General features: G+C 47.5%; 25 protein-coding genes. 19 read left to right on the top strand and 6 right to left on the bottom strand.

All coding sequences use genetic code 11. From position 1 onward, the window contains the following. Nucleotides 1-136 precede the first annotated feature (136 nt). Nucleotides 137-1,147, top strand: a complete 1,011-nt coding sequence (locus GI364_RS06090) for an LLM class flavin-dependent oxidoreductase (RefSeq protein ID WP_198852784.1) — start codon at nucleotides 137-139, stop codon at nucleotides 1,145-1,147. 91 nt (nucleotides 1,148-1,238) lie between these two features. On the opposite strand, the gene GI364_RS06095 is transcribed toward GI364_RS06090, so the two are convergent. Then, nucleotides 1,239-2,402: an alpha-hydroxy-acid oxidizing protein gene (locus tag GI364_RS06095; protein ID WP_198852785.1), complete on the bottom strand. Its 1,164-nt coding sequence runs from the start codon at nucleotides 2,400-2,402 to the stop codon at nucleotides 1,239-1,241. 266 nt (nucleotides 2,403-2,668) lie between these two features. On the opposite strand from GI364_RS06095, the gene GI364_RS06100 reads away from it, so the two are divergent. The 12 genes from GI364_RS06100 (at nucleotide 2,669) to GI364_RS06155 (ending at nucleotide 12,794) form a co-directional block, all read left to right on the top strand. Further along, the gene (locus GI364_RS06100; protein WP_198852786.1) at nucleotides 2,669-3,952 is read left to right on the top strand and encodes an RNA-guided endonuclease TnpB family protein; all 1,284 of its coding nucleotides are present in this window, start codon (nucleotides 2,669-2,671) and stop codon (nucleotides 3,950-3,952) included. Between the two features lie 1,207 nt (nucleotides 3,953-5,159). Further along, the gene (locus GI364_RS06105) at nucleotides 5,160-5,399 is read left to right on the top strand and encodes an RNA polymerase sigma factor (RefSeq protein ID WP_198852787.1); all 240 of its coding nucleotides are present in this window, start codon (nucleotides 5,160-5,162) and stop codon (nucleotides 5,397-5,399) included. Nucleotides 5,400-5,681: 282 nt separating this feature from the next. Further along, complete coding sequence (locus tag GI364_RS06110) at nucleotides 5,682-5,897, top strand: hypothetical protein (RefSeq protein WP_198852788.1); 216 nt, start codon at nucleotides 5,682-5,684, stop codon at nucleotides 5,895-5,897. A 357-nt stretch (nucleotides 5,898-6,254) separates the two neighbouring features. After that, nucleotides 6,255-6,431: a hypothetical protein gene (locus GI364_RS06115; RefSeq protein WP_198852789.1), complete on the top strand. Its 177-nt coding sequence runs from the start codon at nucleotides 6,255-6,257 to the stop codon at nucleotides 6,429-6,431. 64 nt (nucleotides 6,432-6,495) lie between these two features. After that, nucleotides 6,496-6,705 (top strand): hypothetical protein, encoded by a 210-nt coding sequence (locus GI364_RS06120; protein WP_198852790.1) that lies wholly within the window; start codon nucleotides 6,496-6,498, stop codon nucleotides 6,703-6,705. A gap of 70 nt (nucleotides 6,706-6,775) precedes the next feature. Further along, the gene (locus tag GI364_RS06125) at nucleotides 6,776-7,186 is read left to right on the top strand and encodes a sigma-70 family RNA polymerase sigma factor (protein ID WP_198852791.1); all 411 of its coding nucleotides are present in this window, start codon (nucleotides 6,776-6,778) and stop codon (nucleotides 7,184-7,186) included. A 20-nt stretch (nucleotides 7,187-7,206) separates the two neighbouring features. Then, nucleotides 7,207-7,611, top strand: a complete 405-nt coding sequence (locus tag GI364_RS06130) for a hypothetical protein (protein WP_198852792.1) — start codon at nucleotides 7,207-7,209, stop codon at nucleotides 7,609-7,611. Continuing rightward, on the top strand, nucleotides 7,608-8,522 hold the full coding sequence (locus GI364_RS06135; RefSeq protein ID WP_198852793.1) for a sulfite exporter TauE/SafE family protein: 915 nt from the start codon (nucleotides 7,608-7,610) through the stop codon (nucleotides 8,520-8,522). The genes GI364_RS06130 and GI364_RS06135 overlap by 4 nt, the downstream gene beginning before the upstream one ends. A gap of 260 nt (nucleotides 8,523-8,782) precedes the next feature. Next, on the top strand, nucleotides 8,783-10,429 hold the full coding sequence (locus GI364_RS06140) for an FAD-binding dehydrogenase (protein WP_198852794.1): 1,647 nt from the start codon (nucleotides 8,783-8,785) through the stop codon (nucleotides 10,427-10,429). A 289-nt stretch (nucleotides 10,430-10,718) separates the two neighbouring features. After that, on the top strand, nucleotides 10,719-10,892 hold the full coding sequence (locus GI364_RS06145) for a hypothetical protein (RefSeq protein ID WP_198852795.1): 174 nt from the start codon (nucleotides 10,719-10,721) through the stop codon (nucleotides 10,890-10,892). Nucleotides 10,893-11,223: 331 nt separating this feature from the next. Further along, on the top strand, nucleotides 11,224-12,240 hold the full coding sequence (locus GI364_RS06150; protein ID WP_198852796.1) for an SDR family oxidoreductase: 1,017 nt from the start codon (nucleotides 11,224-11,226) through the stop codon (nucleotides 12,238-12,240). A 2-nt stretch (nucleotides 12,241-12,242) separates the two neighbouring features. Beyond that, nucleotides 12,243-12,794, top strand: coding sequence for a GNAT family N-acetyltransferase (locus GI364_RS06155; RefSeq protein ID WP_198852797.1), 552 nt, complete (start codon nucleotides 12,243-12,245; stop codon nucleotides 12,792-12,794). A gap of 93 nt (nucleotides 12,795-12,887) precedes the next feature. Here the strand turns inward: GI364_RS06155 and GI364_RS06160 are convergent, their stop codons facing one another. The 4 genes from GI364_RS06160 to GI364_RS06175 form a co-directional block, all read right to left on the bottom strand. Beyond that, nucleotides 12,888-14,591, bottom strand: a complete 1,704-nt coding sequence (locus GI364_RS06160; RefSeq protein WP_198852798.1) for an NAD-dependent malic enzyme — start codon at nucleotides 14,589-14,591, stop codon at nucleotides 12,888-12,890. Between the two features lie 446 nt (nucleotides 14,592-15,037). Next, nucleotides 15,038-15,955, bottom strand: a complete 918-nt coding sequence (locus GI364_RS06165; protein ID WP_198853874.1) for an aldo/keto reductase — start codon at nucleotides 15,953-15,955, stop codon at nucleotides 15,038-15,040. 477 nt (nucleotides 15,956-16,432) lie between these two features. Then, nucleotides 16,433-16,984: a DinB family protein gene (locus tag GI364_RS06170; protein WP_198852799.1), complete on the bottom strand. Its 552-nt coding sequence runs from the start codon at nucleotides 16,982-16,984 to the stop codon at nucleotides 16,433-16,435. Between the two features lie 114 nt (nucleotides 16,985-17,098). Beyond that, nucleotides 17,099-18,079, bottom strand: a complete 981-nt coding sequence (locus GI364_RS06175) for a helix-turn-helix transcriptional regulator (RefSeq protein WP_198852800.1) — start codon at nucleotides 18,077-18,079, stop codon at nucleotides 17,099-17,101. A gap of 384 nt (nucleotides 18,080-18,463) precedes the next feature. On the opposite strand from GI364_RS06175, the gene GI364_RS06180 reads away from it, so the two are divergent. After that, a complete protein-coding gene (locus GI364_RS06180; RefSeq protein ID WP_198852801.1) occupies nucleotides 18,464-19,108 on the top strand; it encodes a DUF2239 family protein in 645 nt (214 codons plus the stop codon). 86 nt (nucleotides 19,109-19,194) lie between these two features. Here GI364_RS06180 and GI364_RS06185 read toward each other — a convergent pair whose 3' ends face one another. Continuing rightward, entirely contained in the window at nucleotides 19,195-20,217 is a 1,023-nt protein-coding gene (locus GI364_RS06185) for a pirin family protein (RefSeq protein ID WP_198852802.1), read from the bottom strand. A 278-nt stretch (nucleotides 20,218-20,495) separates the two neighbouring features. Between GI364_RS06185 and GI364_RS06190 the strand changes: the two genes are divergently transcribed. The 5 genes from GI364_RS06190 to GI364_RS06210 all read left to right on the top strand — a co-directional run bounded on the left by GI364_RS06190 (nucleotide 20,496) and on the right by GI364_RS06210 (nucleotide 26,832). Continuing rightward, complete coding sequence (locus GI364_RS06190) at nucleotides 20,496-21,479, top strand: GGDEF domain-containing protein (protein WP_198852803.1); 984 nt, start codon at nucleotides 20,496-20,498, stop codon at nucleotides 21,477-21,479. Nucleotides 21,480-21,555: 76 nt separating this feature from the next. Beyond that, nucleotides 21,556-21,735, top strand: coding sequence for a hypothetical protein (locus tag GI364_RS06195; protein ID WP_198852804.1), 180 nt, complete (start codon nucleotides 21,556-21,558; stop codon nucleotides 21,733-21,735). Between the two features lie 334 nt (nucleotides 21,736-22,069). Next, nucleotides 22,070-23,947 carry a molecular chaperone HtpG gene (htpG, locus tag GI364_RS06200; protein WP_198852805.1) on the top strand — a complete coding sequence of 626 codons (1,878 nt, stop codon included), beginning with the start codon at nucleotides 22,070-22,072 and terminating at the stop codon, nucleotides 23,945-23,947. A gap of 216 nt (nucleotides 23,948-24,163) precedes the next feature. After that, nucleotides 24,164-24,496: a hypothetical protein gene (locus GI364_RS06205; RefSeq protein ID WP_198852806.1), complete on the top strand. Its 333-nt coding sequence runs from the start codon at nucleotides 24,164-24,166 to the stop codon at nucleotides 24,494-24,496. A 449-nt stretch (nucleotides 24,497-24,945) separates the two neighbouring features. Beyond that, nucleotides 24,946-26,832, top strand: a complete 1,887-nt coding sequence (locus GI364_RS06210; RefSeq protein WP_198853875.1) for a PrkA family serine protein kinase — start codon at nucleotides 24,946-24,948, stop codon at nucleotides 26,830-26,832. Nucleotides 26,833-26,840: the final 8 nt, after the last annotated feature.

Raw genomic sequence — 26,840 nt, forward strand, 5'->3', positions numbered from 1 at the left:
TGTCATGCATATTTCATATCAAACTTGAGACAGGAATAAAACCTGTATATAGTTGCAGGAGGGTTAGGCATCTTGCCTAGCCTCTCGGATACGCATCGTTACCTATTTTTTTGTGCTTTTGAAAGGGAGAGATATCATGTCTGGTACACATAAACTGGAGGACATTTCTTTTTCAGTGTTAGACCTGGCTCCCATCACAGAGGGTCACACTGCAACAGATGCTCTGAGAAACAGTCTGGATTTAGCCCAACATGCTGAGAAGTGGGGCTACAAGAGATACTGGGTTGCAGAACATCACGGTATGCCGGGGATTTCCAGTTCAGCCACTTCAGTGGTGATTGGCTATATTGCGGGAGGTACCTCGACGATTCGGGTTGGTTCCGGCGGTATTATGTTGCCCAATCACGCACCACTTGTTATTGCTGAGCAGTTTGGAACGCTGGAAGCGCTGTACCCGGGCCGCATTGACTTGGGATTGGGGCGTGCACCTGGTACTGACGGTGTGACAGCACATGCCTTACGTCGCAGATTCGATGAAAGTGCCGATGACTTTCCAGAGTTATTAGCGGAACTGTACTCCTATTTTCATCCGCAGGATGACGGAAAAAGGCATGTGCGCGCAGTTCCTGGGGAAGGTTTGGATGTTCCCTTCTGGCTGCTGGGGTCAAGTGATTTCAGCGCCCGCCTGGCTAGCCAACTTGGATTTCCCTTTTCCTTTGCGAGTCACTTTGCACCAAACTATACAATTCCCGCATTACAATTGTACCGGGAGAACTTTCGTCCCTCAGCACATCTCAGCAGGCCTCACAGCATGATTGGTGTGAACGTCATAGCCGCCGATACAGATGACGAAGCGCACAGGTTAGCCACATCTATGCAGCAGCAGGCATTGAGCTTGTTCCGCGGCCGTCCGGGGAAACTCCAACCACCAGTGGACAGTATCGAGCGTGTGGCAAACGAATATGAACAAGCAGCCTTGGCAGAGCGTGCCCGGTATACGGTTGTAGGCAGTAAGGACACGGTGCGAAAAGGTCTTGAACGCTTTCTAGAGGAGACGAGAGCGGACGAAATGATTGTCAGTGCACAGATTTACAATCACGATGCTCGGCTGCGTTCCTACGAAATTCTTTCGGGCATCATATCATAGCAGTTCACCAATTGTCTGGAGAAGTGGTTGCTTGCCTGCTGGAACAAGCCTTGCCTGCTGAAACGAGCCAACCATTTCTCCAGTAGTGTTGTTATCTGCTCACATACGTACTGTTAATTTCCCTGACCTTGCTGAACCCCGACAGAGCCAACTGCAAATCCAGCTCAGCTTTCCACTGCATGAGCAGTTCCTCTACTCCCTCCTGACCTCCGACACCGAGAGCATAAGCGTACGGCCTTCCAAGCAGTACCGCTTTGGCCCCAAGCGCAATGGCCTTATAAACATCTGCGGCGCACCGGATACCGCTGTCCATCAGCAAGAGGTAATCGGGTCCCACGGCCTGACGTACAGGGCTCAGTGCATCAATGGCCGCAATGCCGCCGTCTACTTGCCGTCCGCCGTGATTCGAGACAATGACCCCATCCATGCCCATGAACTGAGCCTGTCTCGCATCCTCTGGATGAGTAATCCCTTTGACGAGGATAGGAAGTTTGGTCCAGGTCCTCAATTCTTCCAGGTCGTCCCATGAGAAGGCGGGATTTACATAGACTTTCAGGAATTCTTCGATTGCGGCGCTCGGATTATTCTGCGGGGGCTCGTCGAGTCTGGATAAAAAAGCGGGATCGGACATAAAGTTTGCTACGCCTTCACCTTGCAGAAATGGGAGGTACACGTTGCTAAGGTCCTGGGGGCGCCAACCCAACATGGTTGTATCGACGGTCACAACCAGTGCAGAGTATCCAGCTTGTTCGGCGCGGGTGATAAAACTTCGAATAATATCTTTGTCAGTGCCGGGATAAAGTTGAAACCAACGTACTCCTTCTCCCATTACTTTAGCGATTTCTTCAATGGTGAAGGAGGACACAGTGCTTAAAATAAATGGAACCTCTTGGTTGTATGCAGCCTTTGCTGACGCTAATTCTGCGTCTTTATGGATAATCGACTGCACACCAATTGGGGCGAGGAGCAAAGGGGTGGGAAAGTCTTGCTCCAGGAGACGCACACTTAAGTCGCGAGTTTCCACATTGCTCAGCATTCTTGATTGGATTGCATACCGCTCAAAAGCAGACCTGTTGTGCCGCATGGTTTGCCCCATACCGGCACCTCCGTCTACATAGCCGAATGGGCCAGCATCCAAACGCTGTTTTGCCTCCTCTCTCCACCCATCTGATGTGACGGGCCACGGCCATTTGGAGACGCCTTTCAGTGCAGACGAGTAGATTCTAAGTTCTGCTTCATATCCGTATTGTGTCATTGGTTTTAGTTCAGCCCTTTCAGTGCTTTTGTACTGGCACGTGTCACCCCCATTCTAGAGGAAGTTGAAGAATAAGAAAATTAAAACATCTTTGCCTTGAGATTGTGCGCCATTTGCTAGGCCTGCAGTCATCCGTTATATGGGAATGAGATTACTACCCTCACTATAAAGCATCAAAATTCATAAGGAAGTGTTATATAATTTATGTGAACTTTCTATGACAAGATTGCCGGACTCTTGCGCCTGCGCGGCGAGGTGACATCTTTATGACACAACACATCAGAGTCATGCAATACCAGATTGTAAAACCCTGTAACGGTGACTGGAGTACTCTTGCAAAGGTCCTTAGTTATTTGCAAAATGCAACCAGACAAGTTCTGAACAAGACCATACAATTATGCTGGGAATGGCAGGGGTTTGGCAGTGACTATAAGAGAAAGTTTGGGGAAAATGCTGTTGACCGCGAGCTTTTGGGATACAGCCTGTTTGGGTTTTGCTACCATCAGTTGCGACAAGAATTTCCCCTGATACACAGCAGTAACATTTCTCAATCCATTCAAAGAGCCGTATTACGTTGGAACTCAGATGCACCTGAGATTTTGAATGGAGTGAAATCGGTTCCGTGCTACAAACGGGGTGTCGGTGTGGACCTGCACAAGGATACCGTGCGTCTCAAGAGAGGTAAGAACAATGAGTTCGTTGTCAGTATGAACCTCCTGAGCTTAATTGGAAGAAAGGAATTTGGATTTAAATCCGCTGCGTTGGATACTGTGATAAAAGTTGCCGACGGTAGGCAACGTCAAATCTTTAGTCGGGTATTATCTGGTGAGTATGGTCTGGGAGCATGTCAGATTGTCTGCCATAAGCGCAAATGGTTCTTGCAAATGAGATACAAGCTGGCTGTGAAAGAGCGTCAATTGAATTCGAATCATATCCTGGCTGTACGAATGGGAATAGAACGGCCGCTGTACATAGCATTCAGCCACACGTCGTCTCGCGTCACTCTCAACGGTGATAACGTTACTGCATTTCGAAAGAAATTCATGGCCCGGTATGCAGGTATGATAAGACAGAAAACCATGCAGGGCGGAGGGAACATCGGCCGCGGTAAAGCAAAGAGATTCGAACGTATTGAGTCCATGCGCACGAAAATTTCGGGCTTCCAAAAGTCACTGAATCATAAATACAGTAGAATCATTGTGGAACAAGCTGTTCTGAACAGATGCGGAACGATCCAAATTGAATCACCAAATGTGATTCGCCGTCAGACTGCATTTCTAGGAAACTGGGCTTACTTTGACTTGAAGAGAAAAGTGGAATACAAAGCTCAGCAACTTGGCATTAAGGTTGTCTGTCTAAAGACTCGTGACTACGAGCAACGTTGCAGCCAGTGCGGACACTTGAATGCAGTAAGGGAGACTTCGAAGGTGCTTTCGGGAGCCTATGCACGAAGCTTTTTCTGTGAATCCTGCGGCTTATTGACGACTGTGGACGAGAATGCCGTTCAAAATTTGACTCTGCCAAACAAACCGGTCATGTCGCAGGATTAGCACCATAACTTAATGACTTATATAAAATTACATGAACCTCACACGAACCGTTTTCACACGAATGCCTCTTCCCGTCTGGAAAGGCATGGTCTCAAACAACTCTCTCCGTGCCTAGGCGGATTTTGTGCCAAGGGTTTCAGTGCAAAATGAATCTACACTACCTTGCCGAGTGTCTGGCGTCCCATCCAGGGGCTGACCTCGGCTATAGGCCGCTGAGTCGACCTTACTTTTCTTTAGCTCACATACTAAACAATCTCTTCGCTTATTTCAATGTTTTCTGAGTGTCCTCAACATGTTACACGACGTGGGCTCCCTTTTTTCTTTTCTCTGTAATACGTCAGGGCACTGACGTAACTGGACGGCTGTTGCCGTCGCGAGCCGCCGCCAGGCTGGTGCTGTCAGGGACTACTGTAAGGCGGTTCGTGCCTGGAAAGATCCCTATCGTCGAAGGGGCAATACAATTGTGATTTCAATGATAATAATGCTCCTGAGCCCACGTGACAATCCCTCTTCTTGCCTTTGTTCTGCTTTCGCGACTGCCAGTACTGCTCCATGAAAAATGGGCACTGGAGCGTTTAAGATGGTTGTTTGTTCTATTATTAATAAAAATTTAAGAGGATTTTAGCTGCATGTACGTAATATCTGATGAAACTCTGCCTTATAGAGTTTGAACGGAATTGAGTTTGAACGAAATTTGAGCTTTGAGGCAATCAATGTCGATAACAGGGTATTACATTATCTACATGTAATATGATAACAAAATCAAGCTTTATAAAATCCATAAATTTCATAATAATTATAGATGTTTGCAATTAGAGAACCTTATCTGGCTGTTGACGGAAAATAACTGCAGTTCTTCGCGGAGCGTTTTTGTTCAGTACCGGGGTTACCTTTTTGCACGGGGATGCCTTGATCTATAGCGAGGGACGGGTTCACCAAAACAGCTGAGCAGGGAAGAAGTGGGGCAGTGCACCGTCGTAAGCGCAGTCATTTCGTCGCAGAGTTGTGTCCAGTGAGGAGTAACTGATGGGAGACCGTAGTTGTGACTTGAACGACTGAGGGGGTGAGTTTCTTGAACAGCAATAACAGCCTATTTATTGTTATGCTACTCATCTTTATGATGAATCAGCAGAGTAATAGTTCCAACTAATGAGGGGCCGGACAGAAAACCTCCCGTCCCTCAATTTGTACTTAGGGAGTGTGAATCATGCCAGACAAAAGAGACATGGAGCAAGAAAGCTTGACAGAGTTGATAATTGACGCGAAATCAGGCGATAAGAGAGGCCAGGAGGAATTGTATCGAAGGTTCAAACCGATGATTTGTAAAATGGCTCACAGAATGAATTGGAATGATTGGGAAGATGCACAGCAAGAACTAATTTACGAGCTGTTCTTGGCAGCCCAACGGTTCGAACCCCATATAGACGCAGGCAATCAAGAGTTGTGAAACGGCAATTCGAAGATTGTGGATACGTGTTAAATGCCCCTCTTTGAGGGTTCTTTTTTGTTTATTCACCGTAAGACATTTCTCATCTCCTCCTTCACTTTTCCACAAGTACCTGTTCCAAGCTGTTTAGTGCGCTAGTTGACCTGTGAGTGAGTATGCAACGAAACCAGCAGCCGTTGTCTGCTGGAACGAAGCGGAAGACTTCCCTGCTACCCGGATACCGGGCAGCACGTATCTCAGAACGAGATTTGGCCATCCTGATGAGTAGGAGGTGAATTCAAAATGTCCAAAAGAGACGAGGCGCGGTTGAGTTCTGATGACGAGTCAACAACAAAAACTTCGATGGGCAATCTTGCAGCAGACTGTAGAAGAACTTCTTTCGATGTGAGATATGCAGATAATACTGTCACGGCTTTCGAGTTTTTGAGACAACAACTCGCGACTGGAGAAATTACACTTGGTGAATATATGATGATTTGTCAGGGTATCACTTCCTGATGTTTTTCAAGAAAGGTTCTAAGTCCCCTAGGTTCTAAGTGCCCTCCACAAAGTACCTGAATGCGGATTGTACCCGTGTGCCTGATGCGATGCGAGACTTCCCCTCAACGAAAACTATCTCTTGAACTTATCTACTCTATTTTTCTTTTTTCCTCATAGGTTACCTTTTTCAACGTTTACGTCTCTATATATTGCAAGGGACGGGTCAAGCCAACCCGAGAAGAGGTGAGACAAATTTCCGAAGACTCGCCGCGGCACTACAAGGTGCCTCAATCCATTTGCGCATTGGAATCTTCTACACCGGTCCTGTCAAGACAATCATACGCGCTTTCTCTTGTCCTCATCCTCGTGATGCTGGTGATAGAGAAGATAGAGAAGATAGAGAAGATAGAGAAGATAGAGAAAGACAAGTCAACTGGCAGGCATGTGCTTATTGAGAATATGGGAGGTGAGATCGATGAAAACGGACCACAACATGTTCATCATTCTGCTGCTTATCTTTCTGATGAATCAACAACAAGGAACCAGTTCTGATTGATTGTCAGAATTGAATAAGGGGTGGCTGCTCGTCCCAGATATCAACGGACAGGAGTTGTTAATGTTGATTACCAATCAGGAAAACCAACTAGATTTGCTGTGCATTTCAGTGCCGGGCCCCATTACGGTAGACATTCTGGGCAGTAAAACAATTGATTTTGAAGTGCCGGAGCTTCGGTTATCCAGTACAGATACTCTGTCCCAAGAGCAAATGAACATTTTGCAAGTCATGATGAAATTAATGGCGCAGATGAATCCTGAACAGAATTAGCAGTCTTACAAGCTCTTTGAAAACGCACTTGCATACCGATGACGACACCCTAATTGAGGGGGGAGGTTTCATGACATTCCATAACAGCGACAGTTTTGACGCAGCAGCATTTGTGTATATTCGTTCATGTTTGATGGGGCGAGCGCACCGTTTCCGGGAGAGGCAGCTGATTCAAGTGAAAAGGGAACCTGCAATACTTAATGAACCGCTTCGTCAGAGTGAAAACAGTGCGGACAGACTCAGTCTGATTACTGCTTCGGACCCGCACTACGACCCGAATCGAATTGCAGATTCCGTCACGTTGCAAGGTGCAATGCAGTGTCTTACGCCGAATGAGTTGAGAATCATCGAGGCCTTGTTTTTCGAAGGGGAAAAGGTAATTCGTCTGTGTGAAACCTTACACGTTTCGAAAAACACGGTGTTAAAAACGAAGCGAAATGCGTTAAGAAAACTTCGTAGAGCCCTACAACAATTACAGTAGATGGACCAGGAGGAAAAATCATGAAAGACCACGATGGTATTGACCAAGTGAATGCTTCCACTGATAGAAAACAGTCCATTTATGTGAAACAAGTTGAATCCCGTGTTGATGCAGAAGCTGAGCAAGGTCAAGGACCCGCTGCTGCAAGCGCCAGCAGTTCTGCAACTGGGGAACACACAACGAGTACCAGTGCAGTGTCCGTTGCAGTCAGCCCATACGGAGCTGCTGCCGCTTGTGATATCGGAGTGGTTGTAGTCGGCCCCTATGGGGCCGCTGCAGCCAGCGAAATCGGAGTCGTGTCCGTAGGACCAAACGGTGCTGCTGCAACCAGCAATGCCGCAAACTCCAGCAAGGTTACCACAGGCAGAGATGGTACCGGCAGACCCTGTCGAGACAACGAAAAAAAAGGAGATGAAAAAGCATGACACGTCTAGTCATAATGGTGCTCATCGGGTTCTTTGCTCAGATGTTGGACGGATCACTGGGGATGTCATATGGAGTTTCGACTACGACTTTCCTTTTATTATCAGGTCTAGCCCCTGCGGCCGCGTCTTCCGTGACACATATGGCAGGTGTTGCGACGACTACGGCTTCAGGATTGTCGCATTGGAAGTTCCACAATCTCAACAAACGTCTCGTGAAAGGCATTGTTGTACCAGGTGCAGTCGGAGCCTTTTTGGGAGCATTTTTCCTGACGAGTATCCCCGGGGACATTATTAAGCCGTACATTGCTACGTTTTTGCTCTTGCTCGGGTTCTATATTTTGATTCGCTTTCTGGTAGGAGATCACCGTAAAATTCATCACAAGAACAGTGTTGCACATGGAGACGTAACACTGAAACGGCGATTTCTTATTCCATTGGCGCTCTTGGCCGGGTTTATGGATGCTATCGGCGGAGGCGGGTGGGGTCCCTTAATGACGCCAATCCTGCTCACTCATCGTACCATGAAGGCACGCAGGGTAATTGGTTCGGTGGATACCAGCGAAATTGCGGTTGTCTTTTCGGGTGCAACGGCCTTTATTATCGCTCTGGGATTTCACGGAGTACATTGGCTGTGGGCGGGGGCAATTATGATTGGCGGTGTATTCGCAGCTCCGTTAGCTGCTTGGATAGTTAGAATACTTCCAGAATTCATTCTCGGTGTGGCGGTAGGCGGCATGATCATTCTCATGAACGTTCATACTCTACTGCACTCCGGCCACTTTCTACCAGCTTCATGGGACGCATCTGTGTACTCATCTCTTGTAACACTGTGGTTCTGTGCAATTGCCTTCGTTCTCTGGAGAAAACACGAGCAGAATTCACTGTCTTCGGAAACGGAGCAGTCCAGGTAAGGTATCTGGACCTGGCAAACGCTGCGGTACATTTGTACAATAATAGCCAAAGGCGAGGTGTCCAGAGATAGATGAATATCAGGTCAGTGCTGATTGCTTTCTGGACAGCTGAAGCGGATCAGGAGTAGTCTATTGAGTCTGCAACTCAATAGACTGAAGAGTATGAATGATATAAATGAAAAAACCTGTAATTCGGCCTATGACCTAGAGAAATAAGCAGGGAGTTGCGGCCATGAGTAAGTACAGTGGTGGAGGAGCATATGGAGTTTGATGTCATTGTCATTGGTGCAGGATTGGCTGGACTTGTTACGGTATCGGAGATTGTCAAATCGGGTAAAAAGGTCCTGCTTCTAGACCAAGAGCCCGCAACATCTTTTGGAGGCCAAGCCTGGTGGTCCTTCGGCGGGCTCTTTCTGGTTGATTCACCCGAACAGAGATGGATGGGAATTAAAGACTCTCGCGAGACTGCGTGGCAAGATTGGCTGGGTTCCGCTGATTTTAGCAGCGGTGTGAATGACTACTGGGGACGCCGATGGGCCGAAGCATACGTTGATTTTGCTGCCGGTGAGAAAAGGAGCTGGTTGCACTCACTGGGAATGTGGTTCTTTCCAGTCGTCGGATGGGCGGAGAGAGGCGGACACCTGGCTGAGGGTCATGGGAACTCTGTACCGCGTTTTCATATTGTTTGGGGCACTGGTCCTGCAATTTTGGATCCGTTTGCGGCCCAAGTCCAAGCAGCTATACAAAGGGGACAGGTTGATTACAGGCCGCGCCATCAGGTTGATGAACTTCTTACTCACGATGGGACAGTCACAGGCGTTAAGGGCTCCATACTGGTGCCAAGTCATGCAAACAGGGGTGAACCAAGTTCACGAGAAGTCATAGGAGATTTTGAATTCTATGCGCCAGCCATCGTGATTTCCAGCGGAGGAATTGGCGGCAATCACGACTTGGTGAGACACAATTGGCCGGACAGGTTGGGAAAGCCTCCGAAAACCATGCTCTCAGGTGTTCCGTCGCATGTAGACGGTCGTATGATTGGTGCTGCAGAGCAAGCTGGCGGCAAACTTGTAAATCGCGACAGGATGTGGCACTACACGGAAGGAATAAAAAATTGGAATCCAATTTGGGAGAAGCATGGTATACGAATCCTTCCCGGACCCTCTTCCATATGGTTGGATGCCACTGGCAAGAGGTTTCAAACTCCGAATTTCCCTGGATTCGATACACTTGGGACTTTGAAGGCCATTCAAGAAACTGGCTATGACTATTCCTGGTTTATTTTGACCGAGAAAGTGATAAGAAAGGAGTTTGCCCTTTCTGGTTCGGAACAAAATCCTGATTTAACTGGGAAAAGTGTTTGGGGTGTTTTGTCCCGTGTCCGAAAAACGGTTCCCGAGCCAATACGGGCTTTTCTTGATAAGGGGGAAGACTTCGTTACCGCAGGTACTTTACAGGAATTGGTCGAAGGGATGAATAAACTCGCGGGAAATCATCTTTTGGACTATGGCAGTATCGAACGACAGGTTCTCGCTCGCGATAGGGAAATGGATAATAGGTTCAGTAAGGACTTGCAAATTGCAGCACTGCGAAATGCAAGTTATTACCTGGGTGATAGGATTAGTCGTACGGCTTCACCACACAAATTTCTTGACCCAAGGAACGGACCCCTCATCGCTGTCCGATTGCATATTGTCAGCAGAAAAACGTTGGGCGGCTTTCAGACCGATTTGTCAGGCCGGGTTCTGAATCAAGCTGGCGAACCAATAACTGGTTTGTATGCAGTCGGAGAAGCTGCTGGATTCGGCGGCGGCGGCTTGCACGGATACCGTGCTCTGGAAGGCACCTTTCTCGGCGGATGTCTGTTTACCGGAAGGAAAACGGGAATTCACATTGCGAAAACCTAGCTCTGCGCTGCACTGTGCGCTTTGGTAGTTTGCGCTTAGGCGGTTTGCGGCGCTTAGATGACTTGCGGTGCTTAGGTGGATTGCGTTTGCCTGTGAACTTCCGTGTAGTTCCGTGTTAGGTGATACGTATCAGCAGGCTTTTGCTTTGGCTTGAGGCAATTTTGAATTTAGAGGGTGATACTTTATGAGTCCATACGGTGATAGTGTGGTTTGCGTCGAATTTGACAACTGAGCATAACGGTAAGCAGCTTCACCTTATCGCGGTGCCCGGCAGTAGGAGGTCTTCATCATGCAGCACAGACACTGGGAAATTGACTCTATCTGTCCGAAATGCGAAAAGACGAATCATCTGTCTGTTCCGGAAGGAAATACGGTTGTTCGAGTTCATTGTGAGCACTGTACACACGGCTACGATTACATTCATGTGGTGCAGGAACACAGTGTAGTAGAAGACGCAAGCTAGAAACGGTTCTCCTTCAGTGGGCTTGAAGTTTATGCACTCGCTGACGACGATACAGAATTTGCCGATAATCCGTTAAAACCACCAATTAAACAACCAATCGCGAAAATAGGACTGCGCATTGAAGGTGTGTGCGCAGTCCTATTTGTCTGCTATTAGCTCAACGACAGTAGACGTTTGGTACAATAGAAGCAGGAAAGTAAGGAAGTAGACAGGGTCAACTAGGGTCAATGGGTTAATGGGTTAATGGGTTAATGAACCGATGAGAGCGAGCGAAGTCTTGAGCTTGGGACATCTTAATGTAAGCGATGACGAAACCGTACGGAGGGGTACTATGAAGGCACTGTTTATAGGCGGTACTGGGACGATTAGCTCAGCCATTACGAGGCTGTTGGCACAGGAAGATTGGGAACTGTATTTGTTAAACAGGGGGACTCGCAATATCGACATTCCTAAAAATGTATCGCTGATTCAGGCGGACATTAATGATGAAGCAACAGTCTCAGACCTTATTAGAGAGCACAGTTTTGATGTAGTCGCCGACTTTATTGCATTTCACCCTGAGCAGTTGGAGCGGGATTATCGGTTATTCAAGGACAAAACAGCGCAATTCATTTTTATTAGCTCTGCCTCAGCATACCAGAAGCCGTTGTCAGATTATCGTATTACAGAAGGAACGCCTCTATCCAATCCATACTGGGAGTATTCCAGAAACAAAATTGCCTGCGAAGAGTATTTGATGGAGTTGTACAGAAACCATGATTTTCCTGTAACAATTGTACGACCCAGCCACACCTACAATGAGCGCTCTCTGCCTGTTGGCTTTCATGGAAAGCAAGGAACTTGGCAAGTTGCCAAAAGAATGTTGGCTAATAAACCAGTTATCATTCACGGAGACGGTACCTCCCTGTGGACAATGACACACAATAGCGATTTTGCAAAAGGGTTTGTCGGGCTCATGGGAAATCTTCACGCGATTGGAGAAGCAGTCCAAATTACATCAGATGAAACGCTCACATGGAACCAAATTTATCAAGCTATAGCGAATGCCCTTGGCGTTAAACTTCACCCTGTTCATGTCTCGTCAGAGTTCTTGAACGCATGCAGGCAAGATGACATTGCGGATGGGCTGCTGGGAGACAAGGCGCACTCGGTTGTATTTGACAATGCCAAGTTAAAGCGCTTGGTTCCTGGTTTTACAGCGACAACCCGTTTTGATGAGGGGGTACGCGAAACTGTAAAATACATCCTGGACCATCCAGAATACCAACAACAAGACCCGGAGTTTGACGAGTGGTGCGACAAAGTGATGGATGCCTTGAATACGGCCGCTCAGGCGTTCAGGGGGTAGTCGTGGTTAAACTTGAGTATTTTACGTCTTCTGACTTTGAACAGCTAATGGGGTGGATCACGTCAGCTGAATTTTTGCTGCAGTGGGGCGGGTCTGCTTTTACATATCCGTTGACTGGCGAACAGCTGCAGAACTATATTCAGCACGCGAATCAGCCTGGTGCTGACAGTTTGGTATTTCGTGTTGTAGAGTCAAGCAGCAGCAAAGTGGTTGGACATATTTCCCTCGGTCGCATTGATAGAGCGAATCAGTCAGCAAGAATTGGCAAGGTACTTGTTGGCGATCCAGCCGCGCGCGGCAAAGGCTTGGGCCAGAGCATGACCCATTCTGTGTTAGAGATTGCATTTGATAGATTGAAGCTACACAGAGTGAGTCTCGGTGTGTTTGATTTCAACCAAGCGGCCATTGCTGCGTATGAAAAAACCGGGTTTCAACTTGAAGGCGTGTTGCGCCATGCCAGGAAAACCGGACACGAGTATTGGAATCTTTGCGAGATGAGCATATTGGCTGAAGAATGGAAAGAGACGAGGGCTGCCGGTCGCGTTTTACGGTAGACAGCGAGATTGGAGGCAGCCTTCGGATGGTTTTCATGTATTTCTATTTGACAAGACCAGACCAACTAGAAGTAAATAAGTCGGCACTCGCAATCATTCCGACAAAGGGCGCACGATTGGGTACTCTGGACGCCACATGGCATCATGGACAGCTTGAATCATGTCTTCGGGCTGGATGCGGGCAACCCCTTCTTCGACGGCTGCGGTTGCTACGGCCACTGCAACTGTTGCAGATACCGCGCGAAGTTCATGAACATCCGGTACCAGAGATGCACCAGGCTGCTCCACATTTACCATTCCGGTAACGGCCCGAGCTGCGGCTTCCAGCATACCGTCCGTAACGCGGGTAGCACGGGATACAGCTACGCCCAGCCCAATCCCAGGGAACACAAAGGCATTGTTTGCCTGACCAATGGTATAGGTGACGTCTCCACGAACTACCGGTGCATAAGGACTTCCAGTCGCAATCAAGGCCGATCCGTTCGTCCACTCCAACAAATCTGCCGGCACCGCCTCGGAAGAAGTGGTCGGGTTCGACAAGGGGAGAATCACGGGACGGGCGGCGTGTTTACTCATTTCCCTCACAATTTCTTCGGTAAAAGCACCAGCGACAGTAGATGTTCCAATTAAAATCGTTGGATGTACTTGACGAATGACTTCCAACAGACTGATGTCTCCGGAAGGTTCGCGCTTCCATCCACGGACTTCTTCCTCAGACCGTGCATACGGTATTTGAGATTGCCGGAGTCTTGGCGAATCCATTGTAACAAGACCGCGACTGTTAATGAGCCAGAACCTTTTGTTAGCTTCTTCCTGTGGAACACCCTCTCGAATCATGGCGTCCCGCACTTGCTCACTGACACCGACGCCTGCAGAACCGGCTCCAAACATGACAATGCGATGTTCAGAGAGCGGAATGTGTGAAGCTCTGACCGCAGATAGTATAACTGCCAGAGTCACTGCACCAGTGCCTTGAATGTCATCGTTCAAGGTGCAAATGTTGTCCCGGTATCGTTCCAGAATCGGTCGGGCGTTTGCCTGAGAGAAATCTTCCCAGTGAATCATGGCGTTGGGAAACATACGGGTCGCAACACTTACGTAGGTGTCAACAAATTCGTCGTAACGCTCTCCGCGTACGCGGGAATGACGGGTCCCTATGTACACCGGATCGTTTAGGAGAGACTCATTGTTTGTCCCTGTATCGAGGATCACCGGAATGACCCGATTTGGATCAATCCCGCCAGCCGCGGTATACAAGGCAAGCTTTCCGTTGCAAATCTGGATTCCGCCCACACCCCAGTCGCCGATTCCCAGAATGCGTTCGCCGTCTGTGGCTAAAACGAGATCAATCTCTTCAGGATTGACGTTAAGATTCTCGAAGGCTTGCTCAATGCCGTCTGGATTGTCGATAGACAAATAGACACCGCGGGAACGTTGATACTCGTGACTATATCTCTCAATTGCCTGACCGACAGTCGGCGTATAGACAATTGGCATCATTTCTTCAACATGTTCTGTAAGCAACCGATAGAAGAGCACCTGGTTTCTATCATGAAGTGCATTGAGATAGGCATTCTTCGCCAAATCATTCGGCTGCTTGGAGTACTGTTCGTATGCACGACGAGCCTGTTCGTCGATGTTCAGCACTCTTGGAGGCAACAACCCCGCCAGCCCAAGTTCCTGCCGCTCCTCCTCTGTAAATGCCGTGCCCTTATTGACATCAGGGGTTTTGAGAAGTTCTGAGCCGCGTAACGTGGTTTCAATCATGCCTTTCGATCGTACACTTCGTACATGCATCCAAATCGCCTTCTCTTCTGTGTTTTAGCCTAGGTGCAGTCGCGCCGCAGTTCACAACAGGTCGACGATGGCTTGTGCATCTACACTCAGGCCGCCGAGTACAGTTGAATTCTAACACTGCAGTTGTGTCATAACCTTGACTCTGTAGAGAGTTCACAAATTTGTACGTAATGAGCGCTATTTGAACTCCGGTTATCAGAATATTAAATATGGTTCATGCGGGAATATACAGATGCATGCAAAGATACAGATGTATCGGAATGAGGAAGTGTCGGAATGAGGAAGATTTGCGCTGGGGAGCAGTATCGAGGCGACAGTTCCGGCCAGTCGTACTTGAGGGCCCCCTTTGGGACGTTGTCCGTTGTCCTCACGTCGACGCCGCGTCAAAAGCTCTTTCAGCGCAGAGTGTGACCCCGGTTGGCAGTCACACTCTACACTGCTGTTACCTATGGCAAGATATTGCCAGCTGCACGGTAAATGTCATACCATTCCTGACGCGTCAGTTGAACGTCGCTGGCCATAACACAGTCCTTCAGTCGAGTCGTGTTCATTGTCCCGATAACCGGCTGCATTTTTGCTGGGTGACGTAAGATCCAGGCAATGGCAATGGTGGTGTTGCTAACGCCGTACTTTGCGGCTATCTCGTCAATCTTCTGGTTCAATTCCGGGAACTTCTCACTTCCCAAAAATACGCCTTCAAAGAAACCGTATTGGAACGGAGACCAGGGTTGAATCGTAATGTCATGTAGACGGCAGTAGTCGAGAATGCTACCGTCTCTGTCGGTTGAGGAATCTACTTCCATGTTTACGTTAATGCCGTTACTAATCATATTGGCATTCGTTACACTCAACTGGAGTTGATTTGCTACCACAGTCTGCTTGACGTGCTTCTTTAGTAGTTCCACTTGCATTGGCTTCTGATTGGATACCCCGAAGTGGCGAACTTTTCCAGACTGTTCGAGTTCATCAAAGGCTTCTGCAACTTCTTCTGGTTCGACTAAAGCATCAGGTCGATGTAAAAGCAGGACATCAAGATAATCCGTCTTTAATCTCTTCAGGCTTCCTTCCACAGCTTCCAAGATGTGTTCCTTGGAAAAATCAAACATTCCTTGTCGTATACCGCATTTTGACTGGATTATGAGATTCTCGCGTACGTTGCTGTTCATGTGAACAGCGTCAGCAAAGATTTCTTCGCAGGTGCCGTTGCCGTATACGTCAGCGTGATCGAAGAAATTGGCCCCCTCTTCCAGCGCCGTTTGCACAAAGTTCTCAGCCTGGGATTTGTCCAAAGAGTTAATTCGCATGCAGCCAACTGCGATGACAGGGACTTCCAATGCGCTTTGACCGAGTTTTATTGTTCGCATCATTTTATCCTCCTTCAGGTTTATGCGGATAAGCATAGTCGCGTCAATACAGCTGTCGCGGACGAAAGTATCATGCAGGTGTACATACATAGGAGTCACTACCGCGCAGACATCAAGTCATCGGCAGGTCACCTTAGCATGAGGAGTAAGAACTGAAAATTTCGCGGAACTTACTTTTTTATGGAGCTCACTGTAGGTATGTACATTCTCCTCATGCGGGGCTCGGCTGAAGAGCGTTTGCAGGAACCTCCTATACATAGATAAGTGTGGCATAGATGCTACGCGCGCACAAGGAACATTAGGTGGCGAAGGGTCCGGATGGAGCTTAAGTCTCGTGTGGATACCAGGGGTGGGTATGCGTGTAGGCGGATAAGCTGGGGTATCTCATCCGGCAGGTGTGCGTGCAGGCGTATAAGTTGTAGTATCCCATCGAGGGGCTATTCGAGAGGGTCAATAGCCCCAAACGGACGCGTTGGTCTATCTGGAATCAGAAGAACGTTGCTTCGTTGGGATGGGACTCTTGGCTGTGTACAGATACATCACATAGTCTGTCGGGGTGCCTCTGTGACCCAACTGTCTCAGCATGGCTGTAACATTTCCACGGTGGTAGGTGCCATGATTGACCACATGCCCGATAATCTCCCGATAGCTCGCTTTGAGCGTGCCATATGTCGGATGAGGGTACTCCGATACCGTATCCAAATTTTGATGCTCTCTGAGAAATGCTGCGTACTCTTCTGCTGTCTCCGCGAACTCAGACTCCATCTGCGGGAGGTCAGCTTTTTCAATGGTCTGTTGCCATAGCGGCAATGAAGTGTTAATTTCCGCAAAATCACCTTTTAGTGCTGTGAGCCAAACGTGATCGACGATGTAGATGTGAGCCAGAGCATCGTGGATGGTCGGGAAGACACTCTGCAGTCGCCTTGTCGCTGTATTTGCAGGCAGGGTTCTAAGGTGACGGAAGACCTCATTGTTTGCCCAAACATGGTAGTGGTACAGGTCTCTTGTATTGTCGGCTGAATGACTCATTTTTCCATCCTCCTTCTTTCTCTCCAATCAAAGGAGGCTCCGTGTACGCCGTGAACCCGGGTTGCATAAGCAAGTCTGCCTCCCCCTCATTGGTGATCCAAGGATAGCATGGCTTCACTGACAGGTACGGTCAGTAGATTGTTGATAATAGTCGGCCAGTTGCTGTGCCAAGTTGGCGATGCGGTGCCTTAAGGATGCCGGTTCTGCAATGAAGATGGACTTGCCAAAAGCGAGAAGGATGTGAGGAATGTAAGCGTGAAGGGATTGTTCTTCGACGACAAAGACGGCTTTCTTGGACCATCGAGATACCATACGGGGCTTCAGAAACCAATGGCGTGAGAGGTCGGCGATTGCATCGGTCTCACCAGTGAGTACCATGCGCACGAGTTGTTCCGACGTTTGTATTTGCAGTTGTTGTTCCGCGAAGAAATCCGTTATTGAGAAGCCATCTGGACGGACAAAACGATTAGAAGACAGGGCATACTTTTGGATTCTGTCCACGCGGAAGATGCGAATTTCCGTGCGCAGATGGCAAAACGCAATGAGATACCACCTGTCGCGCCAGTGGATCATTCCGTATGGATCGATGTTCCGGTGTGTATCGGATTGCGCCTTAATCTTCCGATACGTAATACTGACTGTTCGGCAGGCGGTTATGCCCAGTGTCAATTTTGAGAGGGTGTCTGCGTAGGCACTGTGATCGATACTATTGACGACGGCAAGTCCTCTCGTGTGCTGTGACAAGTCTTCCAGTTGCTGGGGTGTACTGTACAGTTCAATTTTGTGCAGAGCTTGTTCCAAGTCTTTCGTGAACGGATAGCCAGCGGTCCGGGCGAAAAGTGCTGAATGCTTCAGGGCAATTTTTTCTTCAGGACGAAAGAACAGGGGTGCATCATTAAAGGATGGCGCCAGGTGAAATCCGCCGTCGTGACCCGCCTCGGCTTCAATTGGCACACCGCTGGCACAGAGCGAATCAATATAACGATAGACAGACCTAACACTGACTTCCAGTGCGTCAGCTAAGTTCTGTGCCGTCATACGTCCGCGAGATTTTAGCATCCAAACAATCGCCAACATACCATCTGCTTTGGCCATATCGCACTCCTTTCTTTCACGCATCTGCTAACACTTGTCTATAAGCCCTTCTCGGGACTCTCTATCATCTTCTATCGTAGTTTTCATTTCCACAAATGCAATCGTTTTTTCTCCATTAACGGAAGGGCGTTCATTCTAACTGAACAAATCATTTTTCCGTTTTTATTATTATTATTTTATCCGGGTGATATTGACTGGGTTATTTAATCCGGATAAAATGGATGGAGGGAGCGTGACAGCAACGAAAGCATGGGCACTCACAAGGTTACGAGAAGGGCCGCAAGGGGCCAAACGGCTGAACGGCTAAACGCCGAGGCGCCAAGAGAGAAACTTGCCCAATTGTGAACTAGGGCAGGAGAATTGGTTCAGAGAGGATGAAAGTAGATGGAAAGTTCAACCGAGGACAGAGTGTATTCAGCGTTTGCTGGGGATGAGTTGATACAGACGGGATCGCTGAGGGAAGTCGTATCGAAAGTGAAAAATGAACTTGACGATGACGATTTGTCACGAGTACTCATATTTGACGATACGACAGGACGAGTAACAGACGTTGATTTTCGCGGCACAATCACAGACGTGCTGCAGCGGCTAAGCTGCGATTTCGAAGGGGGAAGTGTCGCCAGTTCTGTCACTAGTTCTGACGCGGGGGATGCAGTCAACCGGGACAAGCCGAGGCGAGTGGGGCGTCCAAAATTGGGTGTGGTACCAGGGGAAGTAACACTGTTGCCTCGGCACTGGGACTGGCTCAAAAGTCAACCTGGTGGCGCCTCTGTGACGTTGCGAAAACTAGTGGAAGAAGCACGGCGTGCACGGGCGAACAAGGATGCGATGCGGCAAGCGCAAGAAGCCACATATGGATTTATGACGGCGATGGCCGGCAATCGTCCACACTATGAAGAAGCCCTGCGAGCACTGTACGCAAAGGACTCTCAGCTCTTCTATCAGCTGATTGAGGATTGGGCAGAGGACGTTCGCAATCACATCAAAAAGTTGGCCCAGAACGCATTTTTGGCGGAGGATAAGGGTTAATTCACTGGAAGCGGGAAGGTATGAAGGATGTACGGAGCCAAACTAGGCCGACCGCAGGGTCGGCCTCTGTGGCAATTAAGTTGCGTTTAACCCTCTCTTCTTTCAACCGTTCCGTCAGCGTACTGTGCAAATCTTCCTGAGGTGCGTTCGTTCACAGGCTCCGGACCATCCCATTGCCATCCTCCAAACTGCGTCCGCTGATAATCTTCGAACGCCGCGCGAAGTTCTTCCTGTGTATTCATGACGAACGGGCCGTATTGTGCGACAGGCTCTCGAATGGGCTCGCCTTCAAGAACCAGCAACTGTGCTTCCGTTGCACCATTTGTAATTGAGATGTGTTGGTCGCCGGCAAGCTTCACTCGACAATTTACTTCAACGGGTGTTCCTTCAACACTGATTGTGTCGCCTTGATAGAAATAGAGATTGCGATTGAGGGTTCCTGTCACTGGCGGGAGCGAAAGATTAGCTCCGGGACTGAGAGTAACAAGGAAAATCCCCACATGATGCTGGGATACACTTGCCCACGATGCTTTGGTCGGCTCTAAGCTATCTCGTCCATTCAGGCTTCCAGCTATCAAACGGACTGTCGCGGTTTCCCCGTTGCTGCCGGTTATCTCCGTCTCTGGAATGTCCTCAGCCCAAAGCATTTTGTATTCAGGTGTCGCTGATTTTCCTTCACTAGGCAGGTTCAACCAAATCTGAAAGAGTTCAAGAGGATTCTCCTTATCTTGGTGAACCAGAGGAAACATTTCCGTGTGTTGAGCTCCTCGTCCTGTGGTCAGCCACTGAACATCTCCATTGCCGTATCGCCCGCACGATCCGGTGGAATCAAAGTGGTCTACGAATCCTTTCAAGACAATCGTAACGGTTTCAAATCCCTTATGTGGATGCGCTGGGAAACCAGGTACTTTGCTTCCGTGATACATTCTGAATCCGTCTTGTAGTGTATAGTCCTGCCCGAGGTTTCTGCCGTCCAGAGACGTGGCTGGTCCTTGTACTTCGTTTCCTCGAGGGTAGGCATCTTGATGATGGACTGTCATAAGAAATGGGTCTTCTGTTGTCCAAGGAAAGTCCATATTTTGTATTTTGAGAATCTTGTTGTCTGACATGTGGTGCTTCCACCTTTCTTCATAACTTGATTGAGATGGCCCCTGTGCTTGAACACGAGAACAACTCCAATTTCTAAAACGTAAGTATACACTTTAATGTAACATAGTATCAGAAGGATACCAATGTAGGGGAATATTCTATGAAGAAACTGGAGGATGTTCAGTAAAAATATAGAATATGTATGACAACGTTTTGCGAAAACAGAGGTCAGAAGGTATGCCATTCAGTCAGCAGGATGGCCGGAAATTTCACTTTACTTTGCAGAGGGGGAACACTATTGAAGAATCCAATCGACGTGCTGCTTGACAAGTCTAAGGACTGGATTCTTCTTCCTCGTGCATCGAGTGTTGCGGAGCAGGCGGTCGCTTTTCTTCGAGAGACCTTTCAGATTGAAGCGGGCATTCTCAGTTACGGAAGACGTCCTCGCAAAAGCGGACCAGATTACCTCCGCCGGTCAAAACGCTGGTACAAGTCATGGGGATTTGAAACGTCACAACCTGAAATTCAGGGAGCGATTGAGCAGTCTGCTCCATTTTCTGAGAATGCAGCTAAACGGCAATGGTTTCGAGCGGAAGAGGTACCTTTGGTTTGGCGAGGTATTTTGAAGGATAACCAGGTGCAGCAGGTAGGAATTTGGCTGGTGAATTTGGACATGAGTCCAGTAGGGTTGTTTGTGCTTGCCTTGAAGAAAAACAGAAGTGTTAGCGAGCGAGAAGCTATTGCACGGTGTATGGCTCACATTACTGTTGTCCTGGAATTGGTCGTAACGCGTCGTTTGTCTGAGGAATTGAGTATCCGCGATCCGTTGACACGTGTGCTAAATCGACGCGGCCTCCTGTCTGAATTCGATAAACTGACGGCTCAGCAAACTCCGTCTACTGTCGTCGTTGTCGATCTTGACGGTTTTAAACAGTTTAACGACGAACAAGGCCACATCGCCGGTGATGAGACACTATTGCGCGTTGCAGATGTGCTTGAGGACCATACTGCAAAAGCTAACGGCATTTGTTCACGGTTCGGCGGAGATGAGTTTGTGATTGTGTATCGACATGCAACGGAGGACGTCGATTTGACCGCGCAACGGGTGGTAGACAAGCTTTTGGACGTCAAGGTGTCGGCAAGTGCAGGGGGTGCAGTCTTTCGTGTTGATGGATATGACTTTGATACTTGCTATCGGATTGCTGACACTCGCCTGTATGAGATGAAGAAGCAGAAAAAGCGCGGGATTGGCAGGCCGGACAACGGAGGGTATGGCTTCTAGACGCTAGTTGTACCGAGTCAATGTGATTCTATCTGCCTGTCTGGTAAAATAATGAATCAGAGAGGGGCGATAATGCATGGTGCAGAATGTTGGGTATACTGGTCTCATAACGCTGGTCATGACACTTTTGATGTTCATTTTATTTTTCTCGATTATTGTAGCTATTTTTCAGATTCGCAATCATACTCGTGACACTTCTCAGAAGCTGGATGAGTTATCTCGCTTGTTAAGCGAGTATATCAGTCGTAAATCATGAGCGTACTTTGCATTGAGACAATTGGCATTAAGCAGAAATCGTACAAGCGAGAAGTGCTGCGCGTCACAGTCTCTAACCATCATTATTGCGTCGGACCCCGTTTTTCGTGCGAGGTCCCTTTTATCGCCCTTTCTTCATTGACGACAGGCCATGAATATGTAAAATAAACAGTGTGTTAGCACTCGGCGGTATTGAGTGCTAATGTGAGAGATGTTCAGTATTTTGAATGCATTCATCATTGACAACTGATACTGCACCAGCCGTTCTCGTACGACGAACAGAGGAACGACACATGCAAATGAATGTTTGAGAAACCGAAAGGAGACATTTTTAAATGGAAAAAACCCCTTTTAAAGCGGAATCAAAAAGAATGCTCGAGATGATGATTGATTCCATTTACTCCAATCGCGAAATTTTTCTTCGAGAACTGATTTCAAACGCCAGTGACGCAATTGATAAACTATATTATAGGGCACTGACAGATGAAACACTCACTTTTGATAAGGACAAGTACTACATAAAAATCTCCGTGGATAAAGACAATCGAACCCTGGTTGTTAAGGACACAGGGATTGGTATGACGAAGGAAGAGCTGGAAAGTAATTTAGGTGTCATTGCCAAAAGCGGTTCACTGGCCTTTAAAGCGGAGAACGAGGCTACAGACGGACACGACATCATTGGCCAGTTTGGCGTTGGCTTCTACTCATCATTCATGGTGGCGGACGTTGTCACCGTTGTGACGAAAGCGCTAGACAGTGACTCTGCATACAAGTGGGAATCTTCCGGTGTTGACGGCTATACAATCGCACCGACTGAAAAGATTGAAACGGGTACAGAAATTCGTCTTAAACTGAAAGAAAATACAGATGATGACAACTATAACGATTATCTGGAAGAATATCGACTTCGCTCTATCATCAAGAAGTACTCTGACTTTATTCGCTACCCCATAAAAATGGACGTGACGGAACAGAAGCCCAAAGAGGGCAGTGAAGATGAGTTCGAACAAGTCTCAGAAGAGCAGACCATCAACAGCATGGTTCCGATTTGGAGAAAAAACAAGAATGAACTGACAGACGAAGACTACGAAAATTTCTACATGGAGAAGCACTACGGCTTTGACAAACCACTCCAACACCTTCATATCAGCGTTGACGGCATGGTGCGCTACAACGCTATTCTCTACATCCCTGAGCAAACACCCTTCGATTACTACACAAAAGAGTACGAAAAGGGTTTGGAACTGTATTCAAACGGAGTTCTTATTATGAGCAAGTCTCCGGATTTGCTGCCGGATTACTATAGTTTTGTAAAAGGTATGGTTGATTCTGAAGACCTGTCTTTAAATATATCCAGAGAGATTCTGCAACAGGATAAACAACTGAAATTTATAGCCAAAAACATTAAGAACAAGATTACGAAGGAATTGCAACGAATGTTGGAGAACGAGCGAGAAAAGTATGAGAAATTCTATAATGCCTTTGGTACGCAATTGAAGTATGGCGTGTACAGCGACTACGGTATGAACAAGGAAGACCTTCAGGACCTGTTGATGTTCTATTCGTCCAAGGAAAAGAAACTGGTGACGTTAGACGAGTATGTTTCCAAAATGCCAGAGGAGCAAAAGTTCATATATTATGCAACGGGTGGCAGCTACGACAGAATTGAAAAACTCCCGCAGACCGAGATGGTATCGGACAAGGGGTACGAGATTTTGTATCTCACTGAAGATGTGGATGAATTCGCCATTAAGATGCTTGTGAATTATAAGGAGAAAGAGTTTAAATCTGTTTCGGCAGGCGATTTGGGTATTGACGATGAGAAGAAAGAGCAATCCGAAGCTGAGGAAAATGAGAACAAAGTTCTCTTTGGAGCCATGAAGGAAGTACTCGGCGACAAAGTGAAAGATGTCCGTATTTCAAAACGGCTGAAAAATCATCCAGTATGCCTAACGGCCGATGGTGAAGTGACTATTGAAATGGAAAAAGTTCTAAGTCAAATGCCAAACAACCAGAATGTAAAAGCTGATAAGGTTTTAGAGATTAATATCAATCATGATGTGTACAAGTCGTTGAAAGACGCTTTCGAGAACGACAAAGAAAAACTAAATCTGTATACCAATCTGCTCTACAATCAGGCACTCTTAATCGAAGGACTGCCTGTCAAAGACCCAGTAGAATTTACAAATGACATCTGTAAAATTATGGTTTGATGTCGTTGCAGAAATTGACAAAGAAGCAGAGAAAGAGTTTTTTTGTCATAAGGATGAGTTCCTAGTGTAACTCTAGTGACAGAACTATCCTTAGTATGCGGCAGTCGTGTACTTAAAGTAAATGATATACTTAAAGTGAATAGTGTACGTAGAAGTGTGATGAAGTCAGTTCAGGAACTGCAGACGGTGAAAATTAGCACGAGAGGAGCTTGCGAAATGGGCACCAAAGTCTTGGTTGTACTCTCAACGGGTGAAAAACAGAAGGCATTGACAGGTCTGCTCTATGCCAGCAATGCCATGAAGAACAAGTGGCTCGAAGAGGTTAAAGTTGTCTTTTTTGGTCCGTTCGAATCACTCTTGGCTGAAGACGAAGAAGTGCAGAACTGGACCGGGCAGTTGGCTGAGTTTCAGACACCTGTTGCGTGCAAGTTTGTGTCTGACAACGGCGGTGTGAGTGAGAAGCTCTCCGAGTTAGGTATTGAAGTCGAATATGTAGGTCAAATGGTATCGGATTATATTAACGATGGGTATGTACCAATGGTATTTTAGTAAGTACCCGTAGAAAGACATATCCATAGGCACCAAAAGAGGAAGTGGCTAAGACGGGTCAGGCGAGTGGAACAGATAAGCTGTTGTTGTCTGTGTACCATAAGCCTGGCGCCGTCTTTTGTTTTCTAAAAAGAAGCGACATCTGGGTGAAATGAGGCGACAGGCAATCTTCGTGCATGTGTAACATGTAGCGGACCGTTAAACAGTTATGACAATTTATGTTGGAAAAAGTTAGAGATGCCGAAGAGGTGGGGCTGTGATATACTAGATTTAAATAGACTGATAATTCTGATGTGTTTGATAAAAAAGAATAGATTTGCTCTTTTCGTGTCCTTGCTTCAATTCTTCCCTTAATTCTCCCTTCAAGTCGGAAGCTTTACTATCACCTAAAATTCTGCTTGTTCGCTCTAGTGGCTTAGAGAATCAAACTGAGGGAGGCGGTTATCGTGATTGACATGGCAAATCGGTTGAAGTCTTATACACAGGCAGAGAACAAGTTAAAATGGGAAGGTCGGTTTGAAGATTACCTCCAGATTGTCAAAGAGTATCCAACTGTCTCGAATTCCGCCCACGCACGCGTCTATGACATGATTGCGGCAGCTGGTATTGAAGAAGTGAACGGGCACAAAGTCTACCACTTCTTTGACAATGAGATTTTTGGGATAGATACGGCCCTTGAACACTTGGTTGAAGAATACTTTCATTCTGCGGCACGCAGACTTGATGTGCGCAAACGGATTTTGCTCTTGATGGGACCTGTCAGTGGGGGAAAATCCAGTTTGGTGGCACTTTTGAAGCGCGGTCTTGAGGAATACAGTCGAACAGACAGAGGTGCCATGTACGCAATCAAAGGATGTCCAATGCAGGAGGAGCCTCTGCATCTGATTCCCACACCTATGCGTAAAGACTTTGAGGACGAACTGAGTATTAAAGTTGAAGGAGAGTTGTGTCCTGTCTGCCGCTTCCATCTAGAATACACTTATGGAAATGACCCCACACAAGTTCCTGTTGAGCGCATCCTGTTTAGTGAAGCAAACCGTGTCGGAATTGGTACGTTCAGTCCGTCAGACCCGAAATCACAAGACATTGCAGACCTCACTGGTAGTGTCGATCTCGCTACCTTAGCACAATACGGTTCGGAATCAGACCCCCGTGCTTTTCGCTTTGACGGTGAACTGAATAAAGCAAACCGCGGTATTCTTGAGATGCAGGAGATGCTGAAGATTGACACCAAGTTTTTATACCACCTGTTGAGCCTGACGCAGGAGGGCAACTTCAAGGCAGGGAGATTTGCGCTGATTAGCGCGGACGAAGTGGTGATTGCTCACACCAATGAAACAGAGTATCAGGCCTTCATTTCCAATAAAAAGAATGAGGCATTGCACTCCAGGATGATTGTCATGCCGGTACCCTATTCTTTACGAGTATCGGACGAGGTCTCGATTTATGAAAAGCTCATTCAGCAAAGCGATTTGAAAGACGTTCACCTTGCGCCTCACGGCCTCATGACCGCTGCCACCTTTACAGTGTTGTCCCGCCTCAAGCCTTCTGCCAAAGCAGAACTCATGAAAAAACTGCATCTGTATGACGGTGACCTTCACGACAGTAGTGAGATTGATGTGAAGGAACTGAAGGCTGAGTTTTCCGATGAGGGAATGAATGGAATTGACCCGCGTTATGTTATGAATCGAATTTCCAGCACATTGGTGAAAAATAATGCCGTTTGCATTCATCCGTTAGATATTCTGCGCGGACTAAAAGACGGACTGAACCAGCACACCAGCATCAGTAAAGAAGATAAGGAACAGTTGCTGAACCTTATTGCTATGGCACGCCGAGAATACGATGATTTGGCTAAAAAGGAAGTTCAGCGAGCGTTTGTGTATTCCTATGAGCAGTCTGCGCAAACCATGTTTAACAACTATCTGGATCACATTGAAGCCTTCTGCAACAGACAGACGCTCCACGACCCGATTACAGATGAGACGGTTGAACCAAATGAACACTTGATGCGCTCCATCGAAGAACAAATTGGCATCACAGACAACGCAAAGCGCCAGTTCCGAGAAGAACTGCTGATTCGCATCTCCAGCTACGCACGGCGCGGGAAGTCCTTCACGTACGACTCGCACGAACGCTTGAAAGAGGCTATTGAGAAGAAACTGTTCGCTGACCTCAAGGATGTTATCAAGATTACCGCCAGTGTGAAAAATCCAGATCCGGACCAGTTAAAACGCATGAATCAAGTACTGGACACACTGGTCAACAATCATGGCTACTGTCCGGTCTGCGCGAATGAAACGTTGACATACGTTGGTAGTCTTTTAAGCCGGTAGGAGGTGAG

Origin of the sequence: Alicyclobacillus sp. SO9 (assembly GCF_016406125.1) — a bacterium.
Taxonomy (GTDB): Bacteria; Bacillota; Bacilli; order Alicyclobacillales; family Alicyclobacillaceae; genus SO9.